The organism is Streptomyces sp. NPDC017676 (assembly GCF_044329325.1).
GTDB lineage: Bacteria > Actinomycetota > Actinomycetes > Streptomycetales > Streptomycetaceae > Streptomyces.
This window is the reverse complement of the sequence record NZ_JBIRJA010000004.1, coordinates 266,826-281,116: the sequence shown is the minus strand read 5'-3', so window position 1 is coordinate 281,116 and position 14,291 is coordinate 266,826. Positions and strand designations below refer to the sequence as shown.

14 protein-coding genes are annotated in these 14,291 nt (G+C 74.5%); 10 read left to right on the top strand and 4 right to left on the bottom strand.

Annotated features, from left to right (window positions below; all coding sequences use genetic code 11):
- Positions 1-58 precede the first annotated feature (58 nt).
- Complete coding sequence (locus ACH4LD_RS11350; RefSeq protein WP_132785577.1) at positions 59-703, top strand: peptide deformylase; 645 nt, start codon at positions 59-61, stop codon at positions 701-703.
- 8 nt (positions 704-711) lie between these two features.
- On the opposite strand, the gene ACH4LD_RS11345 is transcribed toward ACH4LD_RS11350, so the two are convergent.
- Positions 712-2,142 carry a dihydrolipoyl dehydrogenase family protein gene (locus tag ACH4LD_RS11345; protein WP_398053965.1) on the bottom strand — a complete coding sequence of 477 codons (1,431 nt, stop codon included), beginning with the start codon at positions 2,140-2,142 and terminating at the stop codon, positions 712-714.
- A gap of 140 nt (positions 2,143-2,282) precedes the next feature.
- Here ACH4LD_RS11345 and trxA point away from each other — a divergent pair, with 140 nt between their 5' ends.
- Positions 2,283-2,690 carry a thioredoxin gene (trxA, locus tag ACH4LD_RS11340; RefSeq protein ID WP_103813742.1) on the top strand — a complete coding sequence of 136 codons (408 nt, stop codon included), beginning with the start codon at positions 2,283-2,285 and terminating at the stop codon, positions 2,688-2,690.
- Positions 2,691-2,729: 39 nt separating this feature from the next.
- Here trxA and ACH4LD_RS11335 read toward each other — a convergent pair whose 3' ends face one another.
- Positions 2,730-3,731: a LacI family DNA-binding transcriptional regulator gene (locus tag ACH4LD_RS11335; RefSeq protein ID WP_398053964.1), complete on the bottom strand. Its 1,002-nt coding sequence runs from the start codon at positions 3,729-3,731 to the stop codon at positions 2,730-2,732.
- Positions 3,732-3,885: 154 nt separating this feature from the next.
- Here ACH4LD_RS11335 and ACH4LD_RS11330 point away from each other — a divergent pair, with 154 nt between their 5' ends.
- Both ACH4LD_RS11330 and ACH4LD_RS11325 read left to right on the top strand, forming a co-directional pair.
- Positions 3,886-4,590 (top strand): TetR/AcrR family transcriptional regulator, encoded by a 705-nt coding sequence (locus tag ACH4LD_RS11330; protein ID WP_398053963.1) that lies wholly within the window; start codon positions 3,886-3,888, stop codon positions 4,588-4,590.
- Positions 4,587-5,744 (top strand): FAD-dependent oxidoreductase, encoded by a 1,158-nt coding sequence (locus ACH4LD_RS11325; RefSeq protein ID WP_398053962.1) that lies wholly within the window; start codon positions 4,587-4,589, stop codon positions 5,742-5,744. The genes ACH4LD_RS11330 and ACH4LD_RS11325 overlap by 4 nt, the downstream gene beginning before the upstream one ends.
- Before the next feature lie 183 nt (positions 5,745-5,927).
- Here ACH4LD_RS11325 and ACH4LD_RS11320 read toward each other — a convergent pair whose 3' ends face one another.
- On the bottom strand, positions 5,928-6,608 hold the full coding sequence (locus tag ACH4LD_RS11320; RefSeq protein WP_398053961.1) for a TetR/AcrR family transcriptional regulator: 681 nt from the start codon (positions 6,606-6,608) through the stop codon (positions 5,928-5,930).
- Positions 6,609-6,707: 99 nt separating this feature from the next.
- Between ACH4LD_RS11320 and ACH4LD_RS11315 the strand changes: the two genes are divergently transcribed.
- The 6 genes from ACH4LD_RS11315 (at position 6,708) to ACH4LD_RS11290 (ending at position 12,622) form a co-directional block, all read left to right on the top strand.
- Positions 6,708-7,268, top strand: a complete 561-nt coding sequence (locus ACH4LD_RS11315) for an NAD(P)H-dependent oxidoreductase (RefSeq protein WP_398053960.1) — start codon at positions 6,708-6,710, stop codon at positions 7,266-7,268.
- A gap of 278 nt (positions 7,269-7,546) precedes the next feature.
- A complete protein-coding gene (locus ACH4LD_RS11310; protein ID WP_398053959.1) occupies positions 7,547-8,509 on the top strand; it encodes an alpha/beta hydrolase in 963 nt (320 codons plus the stop codon).
- Between the two features lie 61 nt (positions 8,510-8,570).
- Complete coding sequence (locus tag ACH4LD_RS11305) at positions 8,571-9,101, top strand: hypothetical protein (protein WP_398053958.1); 531 nt, start codon at positions 8,571-8,573, stop codon at positions 9,099-9,101.
- A 218-nt stretch (positions 9,102-9,319) separates the two neighbouring features.
- Positions 9,320-10,756 (top strand): amidase, encoded by a 1,437-nt coding sequence (locus tag ACH4LD_RS11300; protein WP_398053957.1) that lies wholly within the window; start codon positions 9,320-9,322, stop codon positions 10,754-10,756.
- Between the two features lie 26 nt (positions 10,757-10,782).
- On the top strand, positions 10,783-11,001 hold the full coding sequence (locus tag ACH4LD_RS11295; protein WP_398053956.1) for a hypothetical protein: 219 nt from the start codon (positions 10,783-10,785) through the stop codon (positions 10,999-11,001).
- Between the two features lie 133 nt (positions 11,002-11,134).
- On the top strand, positions 11,135-12,622 hold the full coding sequence (locus ACH4LD_RS11290; RefSeq protein ID WP_132785567.1) for a flotillin family protein: 1,488 nt from the start codon (positions 11,135-11,137) through the stop codon (positions 12,620-12,622).
- Positions 12,623-12,652: 30 nt separating this feature from the next.
- On the opposite strand, the gene ACH4LD_RS11285 is transcribed toward ACH4LD_RS11290, so the two are convergent.
- Positions 12,653-14,233, bottom strand: a complete 1,581-nt coding sequence (locus ACH4LD_RS11285) for a hypothetical protein (protein ID WP_398053955.1) — start codon at positions 14,231-14,233, stop codon at positions 12,653-12,655.
- Between the last annotated feature and the right edge of the window lie 58 nt (positions 14,234-14,291).

The following is a 14,291-nucleotide window of genomic DNA, read 5'->3' as shown; positions in this document are numbered from 1 at the left end:
CGGGGTGTTGGTGACCTGTGCCACAGGGGGCGGCGGGCGGGCGTGGCATCCTGACGCGATGGCACCTCCCCGTGATCACGCACCGCTCGCCGAGCGGGTCGAGGAACTCCTCGCCGCCGGCGGCCCCTTGCCCATCGTCGCGGCCGGACAGCCGGTGCTGCGGCGCGGCACCGAGCCGTACGACGGCCAGCTCGGCCCCGCGCTGCTCGCCCGGTTCGTCGAGGCCCTGCGCGTCACCATGCACGCGGCGCCCGGTGTGGGCCTCGCCGCCCCGCAGGTCGGTGTGCCGCTGCGGATCGCGGTCATCGAGGACCCGGCGCCGGTACCGGAGGAGGTGGCGGTCGCCCGGGGCCGGGTGCCGCAGCCCTTCCGGGTCCTGGTCAACCCGTCGTACGAGCCCGTCGGCACCGCCAGGGCCGCCTTCTTCGAGGGCTGTCTGAGCGTGCCGGGCTGGCAGGCGGTGGTGGCCCGGCACACCCGGGTGCGGCTGCGCGGCACGGACGAGCGGGGCCACGCGCTGGACGAGGTCTTCACCGGCTGGCCGGCCCGGATCGTGCAGCACGAGACGGACCACCTCGACGGCACGCTCTACCTGGACCGCGCGGAGCCGCGCTCGCTGTCCACCAACGAGGCGGTGGCGGCCCTGTGGGCCCAGCCGACGCCGGAGGCGGCGGCCGAGGCCCTGGGCTTTGAACTGCCGTAGGCTGCCGCTCAGTTGTCCCGGTAGGCCTCCAGCAGCCGCAGCCACACCTCGCTCAGCGTCGGGTACGACGGGACGACGTGCCACAGCCGGCTGACCGGGACGTGTCCCGCGACCGCGACGGTGGCCGAGTGGATGAGTTCGCCGACGCCGGGGCCGACGAAGGTGACCCCGCGCAGGATCTCGTCCTCCAGGTCCACGACCATCCGGGCACGGCCCTTGTAGCCGTCGCCGTACAGACCGGCGCCCGCGACGGCGGAGAACTCCACGTCGACGGCGCGGACGCGGTGGCCGGCCTGTTCCGCCTCGGCGAGGGAGAGCCCGACCGCGGCGGCCTCCGGGTCGGTGAAGACGACCTGGGGTACGGCGTGGTGGTCGGCGGTGGCGGTGTGGGCGCCCCAGGGCTCCTCCGTGACCGTGCTGCCGGTGGCGCGGGCGGCGATGGCGGCCCCGGCGATGCGGGCCTGGTACTTGCCCTGGTGGGTGAGGAGGGCGCGGTGGTTGACGTCGCCGACCGCGTACAGCCAGTCGGTGCCGGTCACGCGCAGGCTGTCGTCGACGTCCAGCCAGGAGCCGGGTTCCAGGCCGACGGTCTCCAGGCCGATGTCGCCGGTGTGCGGGACGCGGCCGGTGGCGAAGAGGATCTCGTCGCCCTCGATCCGGTCACCGGCGGAGGTGACGGCCACGACCGTGCCGTTCTCGCGGCTGACGGACTCCACGGAGGTGCCGGTGCGCAGGTCGACGCCCGCCTCGGTGAGGGCCTCGGCGACCAGTTCCCCGGCGAACGGCTCCATGCGGTTGAGCAGGCCCTTGCCGCGCACCAGCATGGTGACGCGGGAGCCGAGGGCCTGCCAGGCGGTGGCCATCTCGGTGGCGACGACACCGCCGCCGACGACGATCAGCCGGCCCGGGACCGCCTGGGCGCTGGTGGCCTCACGGCTGGTCCAGGGCTTGACCTCGGCGAGTCCGGGCAGGTCGGGCAGCTGGGCCTTGGTGCCGGTGGACACGGCGACGGCGTGCCGTGCGGTGAGGGTGGTGACCGTGCCGTCGGGGCCGGTGACCGTGACCGTGCGGGGCCCGGCCAGCCGGCCCTGGCCCCGGTACAGGACGGCGCCGGTGCCCTCCAGCCAGCCGACCTGGCCGTCGTCCTTCCAGTCGGCGGCGAAGTAGTTCCGGCGGGCCAGGACGGCCGGGGCGTCGAGCGGGCCCTGGACCGCCTGGGCGAGGCCGGGCAGGCGGCGGGCGTCGGCCTGTGCGATGACCGGCCTGAGCAGGGCCTTGCTGGGCATGCACGCCCAGTACGAGCATTCGCCGCCGAGCAGTTCGCTCTCCACGAGGGCCGTGGTGAGGCCGGCCGCGCGGGTGCGGTCGGCGACGTTCTCCCCCACCGGCCCGCCCCCGATCACCACGACGTCGTAAGCGATGGATTCCGTTTCCGTCATGGAGTCAGTCTGGTGGGTGGTGTGCGCCGTGGCCACACGGGTACGCGCGCGGAACACGGGCGTGCACGGGTGGAATAGGCGGCCCGGCGGCCGTGTTTCCGCCGTCGGCACACCCCACACCAGGAAGAGGGAATCACGCCATGAGCAGCACTGTGGAGCTGACCAAGGAGAACTTCGACCAGACGGTCACCGAGAACGAGTTCGTTCTCATCGACTTCTGGGCGTCCTGGTGCGGGCCCTGCCGGTCGTTCGCGCCCGTCTACGAGAAGGCCGCCGAGGAGAACCCCGACCTGGTCTTCGCCAAGGTGGACACCGAGGCGCAGCCGGAGCTCGCCGCCGCGTTCGACATCCAGTCGATCCCCACGCTGATGATCGTGCGCGACCAGGTCGCGGTCTACGCCCAGCCGGGCGCCCTGCCCGCGCCCATGCTCGCCGACCTCATCGGGCAGGCCCGCAAGCTCGACATGGACGAGGTCCGCAAGGACATCGCCGCCCAGCAGGGTCAGGCCGCGGAGGGGCAGGAGCAGCCGGGGCAGGCGCAGCAGTAACGCGTGCGGGGCCGCGGTGACACGGCGTACGGGGCCGGCTCAGCTGGACTCGCGCGGGATCACCGAGGCCCCCAGCACGGTGTGCACCTCGGGCTCGCCGCCGGGGTCGCGCACGGCACGGTCGACCAGTCCGGCGAGGTCCTGCCCGGAGGGCAGTTCGATGTGGACCGTGCTCAGCCGGGGCCGCAGCAGCCGGCCCAGCATCAGGTCGTCGGCGCCGATCACGGAGACGTCCTCGGGGATGCGTACGCCCTCGTCCTGGAGGGCGCGCATGAGCAGCATCGCGTACTCGTCGTTGTACGCGAACACCGCGTCCAGGCCGCATCCGGTCCAGCGGGCGGCCAGTGCGGCGGCGGCCTCCTCGGTGTAGTCGAGGGGCAGCTCGGTCACGGTGGCGTCGGTGCCCCGCAGCGCCTCGCGCACGCCGGCGAGCCGGGGCCGTGAGTAGGTCTCCAGTCCCGGCTCCCCGGGCAGGACGACACCGATCCGGCGCCGGCCCCGGGCGTACAGGTGGGCGCCCGCGCAGCGGCCGACGGCGTCGTGGTCCATCAGCAGGGCGTGCGCTCCCTCGACGCGGCGGGGACCGAGGGTGACCACGGCCCGGGCGCCGGACCGCTTGAGGACGGCGACGCCCTGCGGGCCGAGACCGGCACCGGGCACCAGGACGGCGACCGGCCGCAGCTCCGCCCAGGCGCGGGCGGCCTCGTCGCCCTCCAGACCGACGCTGCCGTACTGGACGACGGTGTAGTCGAGACGGCCCAGCGCCCACTGGAGTTCGTTCAGGAACCGGCTGTACAGGGGGCCCACCGGGACCGCCGGGGCGGGCATGAGGACGGTACGGCTGTGTCCGGCGCGCAGGCTGCGGGCGGCGGCGTGGGGGACGTACCCCAGTTCCCGGGCGGCCTCGTGCACGCGCCGGCGGGTCGCTTCGCTGATCCGTACGGCGCTGGTGTTGTTGAGGACGTAGGAGACGGTCGCGCGCGAGACGCCGGCCAGGCGGGCCACATCGGCACTCGTGGGCGTGTTCGGTATCTGCACCATGACAGACCGCATCTTGGCAGAGGGGGCGGGGGCCGGGGGCGGGCGGGGCAAGGTGGTTCATCGTTTGACAAAGAGGACACCACCCTTGCACTGCGCGCCGAACATGTTCGCGCCGAACTTGTTCGTAACGAACATGTTCGTTACCGTGAGGGGCATGAACGCTGCCCCCCGCTCCCGCCGGGAGCGTCCCGCCAAGCCCGCCCTGACCCGGGAGGGCATCATCGCCGCCGCCGTCGCGATCCTGCGGGCGGAAGGACTCCGCAAGGTGACGATGCGACGGCTCGCGCAGGAACTCGACACGGGCCCCGCCTCGCTCTACGTGTACGTCCGCAACACCGACGAACTGCACGCGGCCGTCCTGGACGAACTGCTCGGCACGGTCGGCCCGGCTCCGGCCGGGGGCGGCTGGCGGGAACGGCTGGAGCGGGTGCTCACCGACTACACCGCGATGCTCCTGGAGCACCCGACCCTGGCTCGTTCGGCGCTGACCGCCCGGCCGAGCGGCCCGCACTACCTGCGCCTGGTCGAGACCCTGCTGGAGCTGCTCCATGCGGGCGGGGTGCCCCTCGCCCAGGCGGCCTGGGGCGTGGACCTGCTGCTCCAGCACGCCACGGCGACCGCCGCCGAGCACGCCGGGGAGGAGCCCCAAGACGACTGGCAGGCGGCGGCCCGGGCCCTGCGCGAGGCGCCCGCGGCCACCCATCCGCACATCGCGGCCGGGGCCGACGCGCTGCTGTCCGGCACGCCCGAGGCCCGTCTGTCGTGGGCCTTCCAGACGCTGATCAACGGCATCGAGCGGACCGCCGTACCGACCCCCGTACCGACCGACGCACCGGCCGAAGGCCAGGAGGCCACGTGACCACCGGTTCCCTCCCCCACCTCCCCCACCACCCCGTCGCCGTCGTCGGCGCGGGTCTCGGCGGGCTCACGCTCGCGCGCGTACTGCACGTCCACGGCATCGAGGCCGCGCTGTTCGACCTGGACGCGTCGGCGGACGCCCGGATCCAGGGCGGCATGCTCGACATCCACGACGACACGGGTCAGGAGGCGCTGCGGGCCGCCGGTCTGCACGAGGAGTTCCTGACCCGGGTGCACTCCGGCGGCCAGGCCCTGCGGGTCCTCGACCAGGACGGGGCCGTCCGGCTGGCGGAGCCCGACGACGGCACCGGCGGCCGGCCCGAGATAGACCGGGGCGACCTGCGCGACCTGCTGCTCGGCTCCCTGCCCGCCGGCACGGTCCGCTGGGGTGCCAAGGTCACCGGCGCGCGCCCGCTGGACGGCGGCCGGCACCGGGTGACGCTCGCGGACGGCACCGAGTTCACCACCGACGTGCTGGTCGGCGCGGACGGCGCCTGGTCGCGCGTGCGCCCGCTGGTCTCCGCGGCCCGGCCGGCGTACACCGGTGTGTCGTTCGTGGAGGCGGACCTGTGGGAGGCGGATGCGCGGCACCCCGTGAGCGCGGAGGTGGTCGGCGGCGGCATGCTCTTCGCGCTCGGGCCCGGCCGCGGCTTCCTCGCCCACCGCGAGACCGACGGCAGCCTGCACGTGTACGCCGCCGTGGTGGCGCCGGAGGACTGGCTGGACGGCATCGACTTCACCGACACCGCGGCGGCGAAGGCGGCCGTGCTGAAGGAGTTCGACGGCTGGGACGAGAGCCTGCGGGCGCTGGTCGGGGACGCGGACGGCGCGCTGGTGCCCCGCCGCATCCACGCCCTGCCGGCCGGGCACCGCTGGGAGCGGGTGCCCGGGGTGACCCTGCTCGGCGACGCGGCCCACCTGATGTCGCCGTTCGCCGGCGAGGGCGCCAACCTGGCCCTGATCGACGGCGCCGACCTGGGCCTCGCCCTGGCCGCCCACCCCGGGGACACGGAGGCCGCGCTGGCCGCCTACGAGTCCCGGATGTTCCCCCGCGCCGAGGCCTCCGCGGCCGACTCCGCCCACAGCCAGTCCCTGCTGTTCCGCACGGACGCGCCGCAGGGGTTGGTGAACATGTTCACCGGCCGAGGGGACTGACGGGGCGTCTGGGCCTGTTCGGGCAGCTGGGCCTGGTGCCGGTGGACACGTCGACGGCGTGCCGTGCGGAGGTTCCGCACCAGGCCGCCCGGCCCCAACGGCTCGGTGCGGCTCCACGGCCCCCATCGGCTTCGCGGGGGTCCGGCCCGCCGGGACGGTCCGGCGCGGCCCGCCCGGCGCCGGCTAGCGCAGCGGCTCCGTGCCGGTCACCCGGGCGACCAGGTCGAGCCAGCCGGATTCCAGGCGTTCCATCGGCATGTCGCACTGCCGGGTCAGGTGGTGGATCAGCGCGGGGTCCAGTGAGGCCAGGAGGGTGTGGGCCAGCAGGTCGCAGTCGGCGTCCGGGACGATCTGGCGCAGCAGCATCGTGACGTGCATGCGCAGCGACCCGGTGGCCGGGTGCGCGAACCGTCGGGTCGGCTCCGGCTGGGCGGCCAGCTGGAGGTCCAATTGCTCCGCCGTGCGGTACAGCACCGCCACACCGAACGCCCGCAGCCGCTCCAGGGGCGGCGAGCCGGGACCCAGTGGCGGGGGCCCGCTCAGGAAGTCGGCCTGGAGCTGCCTGGCCGAGTGGTCGAGCAGGGCCATCAGCAGCCCGGTGCGGTCGCCGAAGCGGCGGAAGACCGTGCCCTTGCCCACGTTGGCCGCCGCCGCCACCGCCTCCATGGTCACCCCGGCCACCCCGTGCTCCGCGATCAGCCGGGCGGCGGCCTCCAGCAGCCGGGCCCGGTTGCGGGCGGCGTCGGCACGCAGGAACGGCTCCTCGGAAGCCGGGCCGACCTCCAGCAACCGGGGCGTGTGGACGGGCTCCTCAGGCTTCGGGAAGGGCGGCAGAGCGCTGGACATGTCGACAGCGTAAAGCATCGGGAACAAAACTGGACCGCGGTCCGCTTAGGGTGATACAAACTTAAACGGACCCCGGTCCGGATCGTGACAGCGATGTTTCAGCCCCTTGGAGTTCCCATGTCTGTTCGCATCCTCGCGCTCGTCGGCAGCCTTCGCGCCGGTTCGCACAACCGTCAGCTCGCCGAGGCGGCCGTGAAGCTCGCGCCGGAGGGCGCCGAGGTCGAGCTGTACGAGGGCCTGGCCGAGATCCCGTTCTACAACGAGGACATCGACGTCGAGGGCAGCGTCCCGGCCGCCGCCGCCAAGCTGCGCGCCGCCGCCCAGGCCGCGGACGCCTTCCTGCTCTTCTCCCCCGAGTACAACGGCAGCATCCCGGCCGTGCTGAAGAACGCCATCGACTGGCTGTCCCGCCCCTACGGCGCCGGCGCCTTCGGCGGCAAGCCCGTCGCCGTGCTCGGCACCGCCTTCGGCCAGTACGGCGGCGTGTGGGCGCAGGACGAGGTCCGCAAGGCCGTCGGCATCGCCGGCGGCAAGGTGATCGAGGACATCAAGCTGTCCATCCCCGGCTCGCTCACCCGCTTCGCCGAGACCCACCCGGTCGACGACGCCGAGGTCGCCGCCCAGCTGACCGAGGTCGTCGCCCGTCTGCACGGCAACGTCGGCGCTGCCGCCGCCTGAGTCGTACCGCCGTTCCCCGTCGGGACCGGCGCCCCGCGTTCCCGGTGAGGGCCGGAGCCGCCACGGCTCCGGCCCTCACCCGTGTCGTCGCCATGGGGGCCGACCAGCACGGACCGCCGCCACCCCAGCTTTCGGCGGCAGCTCCCGGCCCCGGCCGGTCGTGCTCCGGACCATAGGGGGTAGACGGCTCATGATCGGTCTCGACCGGTCATGACCGGTCACGACCGCGTACGTCGTGGCCGGCCGCCGGACGACTCACGGAAGGAGCAGGAGGAGCCATGTCCCTGGTCCCCCCGCCGTTCGATGCCGAACTCGCCGCCGTACTGGAGTCGTTCCGGGGCGTGATCGAGCCCGGGTTGACGCCGGCCGACGTCGAGGCCGCCCGGCGCGGCGCGGCCCTCGAACTGGTCGACGTGACCATGGACGGCGCGTTCGAGGCGGAGGACCGTACGGTGCCCGGTCCGGAGGGTGCCCCCGGTGTCTCCCTCCTCCTGTGCCGGCCGACGGCCGCCCCCGTCCCGGCCCCGCTGCCGGTGCTGTACCACGTGCACGGCGGCGGCCTGGTGGCCGGCACCAACCGGGCGGGTGTCACCGAACCGCTGGCCTGGGCGCGTGAGCTGGGCGCGGTCGTGGTGTCGGTGGAGTACCGCCTCGCGCCCGAGCATCCGCACCCGGCGCCGATCGAGGACGTGTACGCCGGGCTGGTGTGGACCGCGGAGCACGCGCGGGAGATCGGCGGCGACCCGGACCGGGTCGTCGTCGCGGGCGCCAGCGCGGGCGGCGGTCTCACCGCGGCGCTGGCCCTGCTGGCCCGGGACCGGCGGGGCCCGCGTCCCCTCGGCCAGCTGCTGATGTGCCCGATGCTGGACGACCGCAACGACAGCGTCTCCAGCCGTCAGATGGCCGGCCTGGGCGTGTGGGACCGTACCGCGAACGAGACGGCCTGGACCGCCCTGCTCGGCGACCGCCGCGGCGGACCCGAGGTCTCCCCGTACGCGGCCCCGGCCCGCGCGACCGACCTGTCCGGCCTGCCCCCGGCGTTCCTGGACGTGGGCTCCGCGGAGACCTTCCGGGACGAGGTGGTCGACTACGCGTCCCGGATCTGGCAGGCCGGCGGCGAGGCCGAACTCCACGTCTGGCCGGGCGGCTGCCACGGCTTCGACGCCCTCGCCCCGGAGGCGACCCTGTCCGGCACGGCCCGCGCGGCCCGCCTGGGGTGGCTGCGACGGCTGCTGGCTTGAGCGCTCACCGGGCGACACACCGGACGTCCAGGCGCGACCCGCCCGGTCCTGGAGTCTCCTCGTGGACATCGACACCTGGTTCGAGGCCGAGAACCCGGAGCAGTACGGCGAGGAGCCCTGGGACTTCGACGAGGCGGAACGCGCCTTCCTCGCGGCCCTGCGCGGCCGGGCCGCCGCCTGGCGGGTGCCGTGGGCTCCCAGCCGGGCCGCACGGCCCGAGGACGAGTCCTCGCTGCTCGTCCACGTGTGCCTCCTCGACGCGGCGCGCTCGGTGGTGCTCGGCGAGTGGGCCGTGCACTTCCACGGCACTCACGTACGCGCGGGGAAGGTCCGCGACCAGCTCTTCCACCTGCACGAGTCGCCCGAGCGCGGCTTCTTCCGCGCCTCCGGCACGGTCGAGGAGCTGGCCGAGCGGTGCGCCGACTGGTTCGGGCGCCTGTTGGACCGTCCTGTCGTCCGTGCCGAGTGGCCGTCCGGGGCAGGGGCGTACCCGGCCCGATGGGAGTTCGCCGACACGGGCGAGGCACTGGTGACGAGTGGCGTCGTCCCCGCCGACCACCCACCGGCCCGCCGTGTCCGGGTCCGCCCCTGATCCGCCGGACAGGCCGTACATCCCTGATCCGCCGGACAGGCCGTATGTGCCCGGTCCGCCGGACAGGACTGGCCGCCCCCGCCATGGGGACACCGCCCCGTCCCCCGGAAGAGACCCGCGCCGCCCGAAGACACCCGCCCGAAAACCGCGCTCCCGCCCCGACATGACGTTACCGTTCGGTAGACATCGTGCCCGGAGTCTCCCGGAGGTGCTCGTCCATGACGCCCGACCGTGCCGCAGGACTCGTGGAGACCCGGCGTGCGCTCGCCGAGGGGGAGGTGACCTCACGGGAGGTGGTGGAGCGGACGCTGGCGCGGATCGAGGCCGCGCAGTCGACGCTGAACTGCTTCCGGATCGTGCGCGCCGAGGCCGCCCTCGCCGAAGCGGACGCCGCTGACCGGGAGTTGGCCGCCGGGGTGCGGCGCCCGCTGCTCGGGGTGCCGGTGGCGGTGAAGGACGACATGGACGTGGCGGGCGAGCCGACCGCGTTCGGCTGCCGGGGTGAGTTCCCGCCGGTGGCCGCCGACGGGGAGGCGGTCCGGCGGCTGCGCGCGGCCGGCGCGGTGATCGTCGGCAAGACGAACACGTGCGAGCTGGGGCAGTGGCCGTTCACCGAGGGGCCGGCCTTCGGGGACACCCGCAACCCGTGGAACACCGACCACACGCCCGGCGGGTCCTCCGGTGGTTCGGCCGCCGCCGTCGCCGCCGGGCTCGTCCCGGCCGCGCTCGGCTCCGACGGCGCCGGTTCGGTACGCATCCCGGCCTCCTGGACGCACCTGATCGGCATCAAGCCGCAGCGCGGCCGAATCTCGACCTGGCCGCGCGGCGAGTCCTTCCACGGCATCACGGTCAACGGCACCCTCGCCCGTACGGTCGCCGACGCCGCCGCGCTGCTCGACGCGGCGAGCGGCAACCACGACCGGGACCCGCACCGGCCGCCCGCGCTGACGGTGGCGGACGCGGTCGGCCGCGACCCGGGCCGGTTGCGCGTCGCTCTGTCGCTGAAGCCGCCGTTCACCGCCGTACCCGCCCGGCTGGACCCGGTGATCCGCTCCCGGGTCGTCGAACTCGCCGAGTGCCTGGCGAGGTTGGGGCATGTCGTGGAGCAGGCCGATCCGCCGTACGGGCAGATCGGGCTGGCCTTCGTGCCCCGGGCCACCGCCGGGATCGCCGAGCGGGTCCGGGAGGCACCGGATCCGGCGCTGCTCGATCCGCGTACCCGGGGCGCGGCCCGGCTCGGCCGGCTGCTCGCCGGTGCCCCGCTCCGGGCGGCCCGGCGCGCCGAGGCGGTGCTGCACCGGCGGATCGGCGCCTTCTTCGAGTCGTACGACGTGATCCTCGCCCCGACCACCGCCATGCCCCCGCCCCGGATCGGCGCCCTGTCCCGGCTCGGCGGGCTGGCCACGGACCGGGCGATCATCGCCGCCTGTCCGTACGCCTGGCCGTGGAACGTGCTCGGCTGGCCGGGGGTGAACGTGCCCGCCGGGTTCACCGGCCCCGGGCTCCCGGTGGGCGCGCAACTGCTCGGCCCGGCCGACAGTGAGCCGCTCCTGGTGTCCCTGGCCGCACAGTTGGAGGCGGACCTGCGCTGGCACGAGCTGTGGCCGCCGGAGGGCGCGGACGCCGACGCGGATGCCGGCACTCCGGCCGTGTGACGGCGTTCCGCCCGTACGCTGGGGCCATGGACGACGCGTCGATGGTCGGGCTGATGGGGCGGGTGACGGGGACGGTCGGGCCCGGTCTGGTCGGCGAGGTGATCGTGCGCGTGCGCGGCGGCGCGGAGCACTTCCTCGCCTATCCGGCCGACGGCACGGGCCGGATCGCGACGGGGACGGTCGTGATGGTGGTGGAGCACCTGCCGCCGAGGACGGTGTACGTGACGGCGGCCTACGACAGTTGAGCATGCGTCGCCCCAGGTGAGGGCGGTGTGCGTCAAGATTGCAACAAGGATTCCCCGGCGTCTTCACCCGGGCTCCCGGCAGGCGCACACTCCCTTCGTTCGGTGCCGAGAGGGCACCATGCAAAGGGGGCGTATGCCGATGGTTGTCGGCGTCGTTGCGGGGGCGGTCGTCGTTGCCGTCCTCGTGTTGATCGGTCTGTTCAAGATGATGTGGCGGGTCGCCGAGCCGAACGAGGCGCTCATCATCTCCGGGTCCAAGCACCGCACCGAGGGCCTGGAGGAGGGCATGGGCTTCCGCATCGTCACCGGGCGCGGCACGCTGGTGCTGCCCGGTGTGCAGGCGGTGCGCAAGCTGTCGCTGGACCTGAACGAGACCGAGCTGCATGTGGACTGCGTGACGCACCAGGGCATTCCGCTGAAGGTGCGGGGCGTGGTCATCTTCAAGGTCGGCGACGACTTCGTGTCGATCGCGAACGCGGCCCGCCGCTTCCTGGACCAGCAGAAGCTGATGTCGGAGCGGGTGCACAACGTCTTCGCCGGTCATCTGCGGTCGATCGTCGGCGGTTTGACGGTCGAGGACATGATCCGCGACCGGGAGAAGCTGACCGGGCAGACGCGGGCGGCCTGCGGTACGGAGATGGAGAAGCTCGGTCTGATCGTGGACTCGCTGCAGATCCACGAGATCGAGGACCCGACCGGGTACATCCAGAACCTGGCGATGCCGCACGCGGCGGCCGTCCAGCGGGACGCGCGGATCGCGCAGGCCGAGGCGAACCGGCTGGCCACGGAGGCCGAGCAGCAGTCGTTCGCGCGGATGGCGGAGGCCACCCGGGACAGTGAGATCCTCCAGGCCGGCTACCAGGCCGAGCGGGACAAGGCGGCGGCGAAGGCCCAGCAGGCCGGCCCGCTCGCCGCGGCGGCGGCCCGGCAGGAGGTCGTCGTGCAGGAGACCCGGGTCGCCGAACTGGAGGCGCACCGGCGGGAGCAGCAGCTCCAGGCGGACGTCCGCAAGCCGGCGGACGCCAAGGCGTACGAGAAGCGGACGCTGGCCGAGGCCGAGCGGGACGCGCGGATCTCGGCGGCCCAGGCGAAGGCGAAGGAGACGGAGCTGGCGGCGGCGGCCGAGGCGACCCGGGTGAAGGCCGCCGCCGCGGCCGAGGCCGAGTCGACCAAGACCCGGGGTGCGGCGACCGCCGCCGCCACCCGGGCCACCGGTGAGGCCGAGGCCGCCGCCCAGCAGGCGAAGGGTCTGGCGGTGGCCGAGGCGACCCGGGCCCAGGGTCTGGCGGAGGCGGAGGCCATCAAGGCCCGGGCCGCGGCCCTCGCGGAGAACCAGGAGGCGGTTGTCGCCCAGCAACTCGCCGAGAAGTGGCCGGAGATCGTCCAGGCGGGGGCGTCGGCGTTCGGCAATGTCGACAACATGGTGCTGCTCAACGGCGCCGACGGCATGGGTGAGTTGTTCGCCAAGGCGCTCACGATGGGCGGCACGGGGCTGGGCCTCGCCCGCAAGCTGCTCGCCACGATGGGTGACAACGGGCAGCCGGTGAACGGGGGTTCGCCCTCGCTCAACGGTGTGGCGGCGCCTGTGCCGCAGAAGGTGGCCGTGGAGCAGGAGGGCTGAGGAAGGGGTGCTGTGCGCGGCCGGGGTCCCTCACCAGGGGCCCCGGCCGCGCGTGTGCACCAGCCGGTCGACCGTCTCCGGGTGGAGGGCCGGATTCGCCGCGGCGGCGTGGGCGAATTCGGGGTCGGCGAGGAGTTCGGTGAGCCGGGGGGACGGAAGGCTCGGGTGGCGGGCCAGGGCGGCCCGGACCGCGGGGTCGGGGTCATGGGTGAGCCGCTCGACGACGGCCGGCTCGGTGTCCGGGTCCCGTGCGACCAGGGCGCGGACCCGCGGGTCGGCGTGGTCGGCGAGCGGGGCGAGCCCGGTGCGCGGGAAGTTCGGCAGGGTGGGCAGGCGTTCGCGTTCCGGGCCGCTGTACTCCAGGAAGCCGCGCAGCAGCAGTGCCGCCGGGGCGTCCGGGTGGTTCTGGGCGAGCAGGACGCGGACGCCGAGGTCGTCGTCCTCCGCGAGGCGGGCCACCAGGCCGGCCGGCAGCGTGTGCTCCCGTGCGGCCCTTCTGCGCAGCAGCGGGTGCCCGGAGAGGGCGTCCCGGCGGACGTCGGCCGGATCGCGGGGCACCCGGGGCGCCGGGTGGAAGCAGAACGGACGGTCCAGCGGCGCCCGGTAGTCGATGCGGGCGCGCTCCTCCTCACTGAACGCGGGGTGGACGGACACCGCGAGCCGGACCTCCGGATCCGGGTCGGCCGCGAGCGTACGGCGCTCCTCGGGGCCGAGGTCCGGATGGCGGGCCACCGCCCGGCGCACGTCCGGGGCGGGGTCGCAGACGAGGGCGCGGCGTTCGGCGGGCCGCAGGTCGCCGCGGCCCGCGATCCGCTCCCGCACCTCCGGGTCCGGGTCGGCGGCCAGCAGGGCCACCGCGTCGGCCGGGAGGGTGGGGTTGAGAGCGATCGTCGCCCGCTCGTCCTCGCGGGCCGGCGCGGTGAGGACGCCCGCGACGACGGCGGGACTGAGGGCCCGGTTGAGCAGGATGTCGGTGCGGGCGTGACACGGCCTCGGGGGCAGTTGGCTCTCCACCCACGCCGGGTCCTCCCACCGCGCCCGCGCCTGAGCCCGCTCGCGCACGCCGTCGTCCGGGTCCGCGAGCAGCGCGTCCCGCCGCTCGGCGGACAGCGACGCCCACTGGCCGACGCCCCAGCGGCGGACCTCGGCGAACGGATGCGTGGCCAGGGAGTCGATCAGCCCCCATGACATCTGCTGCCAGAAGCCGATCGAACCCAGCGGCTCCTCACCGTCGTAGGTCGTGATCATGTGTACGACGGTGTCGTCGGGCAACGGCCTCGGCCGGTGCGGCAGGGGCACCCAGGGGCCCTCGGTGAGGTGGGCGCGGACGGTCCAGTGGGGATCATCGACCAGACGGGCGCGTTGGGCGGGGTCGGCGTGCGGATTGACGGCGAGGAAGCCACGGGTGCGCGGGTCGGGGTGCGCGACCACGGCGTCGACGACGGCGTCCGGCAGCTCGCGGTCGCGGCACAGCACCATGCGTACGGCGAGCGGGGCGTCGGCGAGCAGCCGGAGCAGGATGTCCTGCGGCACCGCCGGGTTGAGCGCGAGTCCGGCCAGCCGGCGGGCCGGCAGGTCGGCTTCCGCCCAGATCTGTTCGGGTGTCGGCATGTTCCGTGGTCCCCCGTACGCGTCCCGGCCTCGCGGCCACCCGCACCGACCCTACGGG

What these genes read in the sequence shown, in the direction of transcription:
- ACH4LD_RS11310 (WP_398053959.1), top strand. Translation starts at nt 7,547, where the DNA reads ATGTCCCTGGTCCCCCCGCCGTTCGATGCCGAACTCGCCGCCGTACTG.
- trxA (WP_103813742.1), top strand. Translation starts at nt 2,283, where the DNA reads ATGAGCAGCACTGTGGAGCTGACCAAGGAGAACTTCGACCAGACGGTC.
- ACH4LD_RS11285 (WP_398053955.1), bottom strand. Translation starts at nt 14,233, where the DNA reads ATGCCGACACCCGAACAGATCTGGGCGGAAGCCGACCTGCCGGCCCGC.
- ACH4LD_RS11290 (WP_132785567.1), top strand. Translation starts at nt 11,135, where the DNA reads ATGCCGATGGTTGTCGGCGTCGTTGCGGGGGCGGTCGTCGTTGCCGTC.
- ACH4LD_RS11350 (WP_132785577.1), top strand. Translation starts at nt 59, where the DNA reads ATGGCACCTCCCCGTGATCACGCACCGCTCGCCGAGCGGGTCGAGGAA.
- ACH4LD_RS11300 (WP_398053957.1), top strand. Translation starts at nt 9,320, where the DNA reads ATGACGCCCGACCGTGCCGCAGGACTCGTGGAGACCCGGCGTGCGCTC.
- ACH4LD_RS11315 (WP_398053960.1), top strand. Translation starts at nt 6,708, where the DNA reads ATGTCTGTTCGCATCCTCGCGCTCGTCGGCAGCCTTCGCGCCGGTTCG.
- ACH4LD_RS11345 (WP_398053965.1), bottom strand. Translation starts at nt 2,142, where the DNA reads ATGACGGAAACGGAATCCATCGCTTACGACGTCGTGGTGATCGGGGGC.
- ACH4LD_RS11295 (WP_398053956.1), top strand. Translation starts at nt 10,783, where the DNA reads ATGGACGACGCGTCGATGGTCGGGCTGATGGGGCGGGTGACGGGGACG.
- ACH4LD_RS11330 (WP_398053963.1), top strand. Translation starts at nt 3,886, where the DNA reads ATGAACGCTGCCCCCCGCTCCCGCCGGGAGCGTCCCGCCAAGCCCGCC.
- ACH4LD_RS11320 (WP_398053961.1), bottom strand. Translation starts at nt 6,608, where the DNA reads ATGCTTTACGCTGTCGACATGTCCAGCGCTCTGCCGCCCTTCCCGAAG.
- ACH4LD_RS11335 (WP_398053964.1), bottom strand. Translation starts at nt 3,731, where the DNA reads ATGGTGCAGATACCGAACACGCCCACGAGTGCCGATGTGGCCCGCCTG.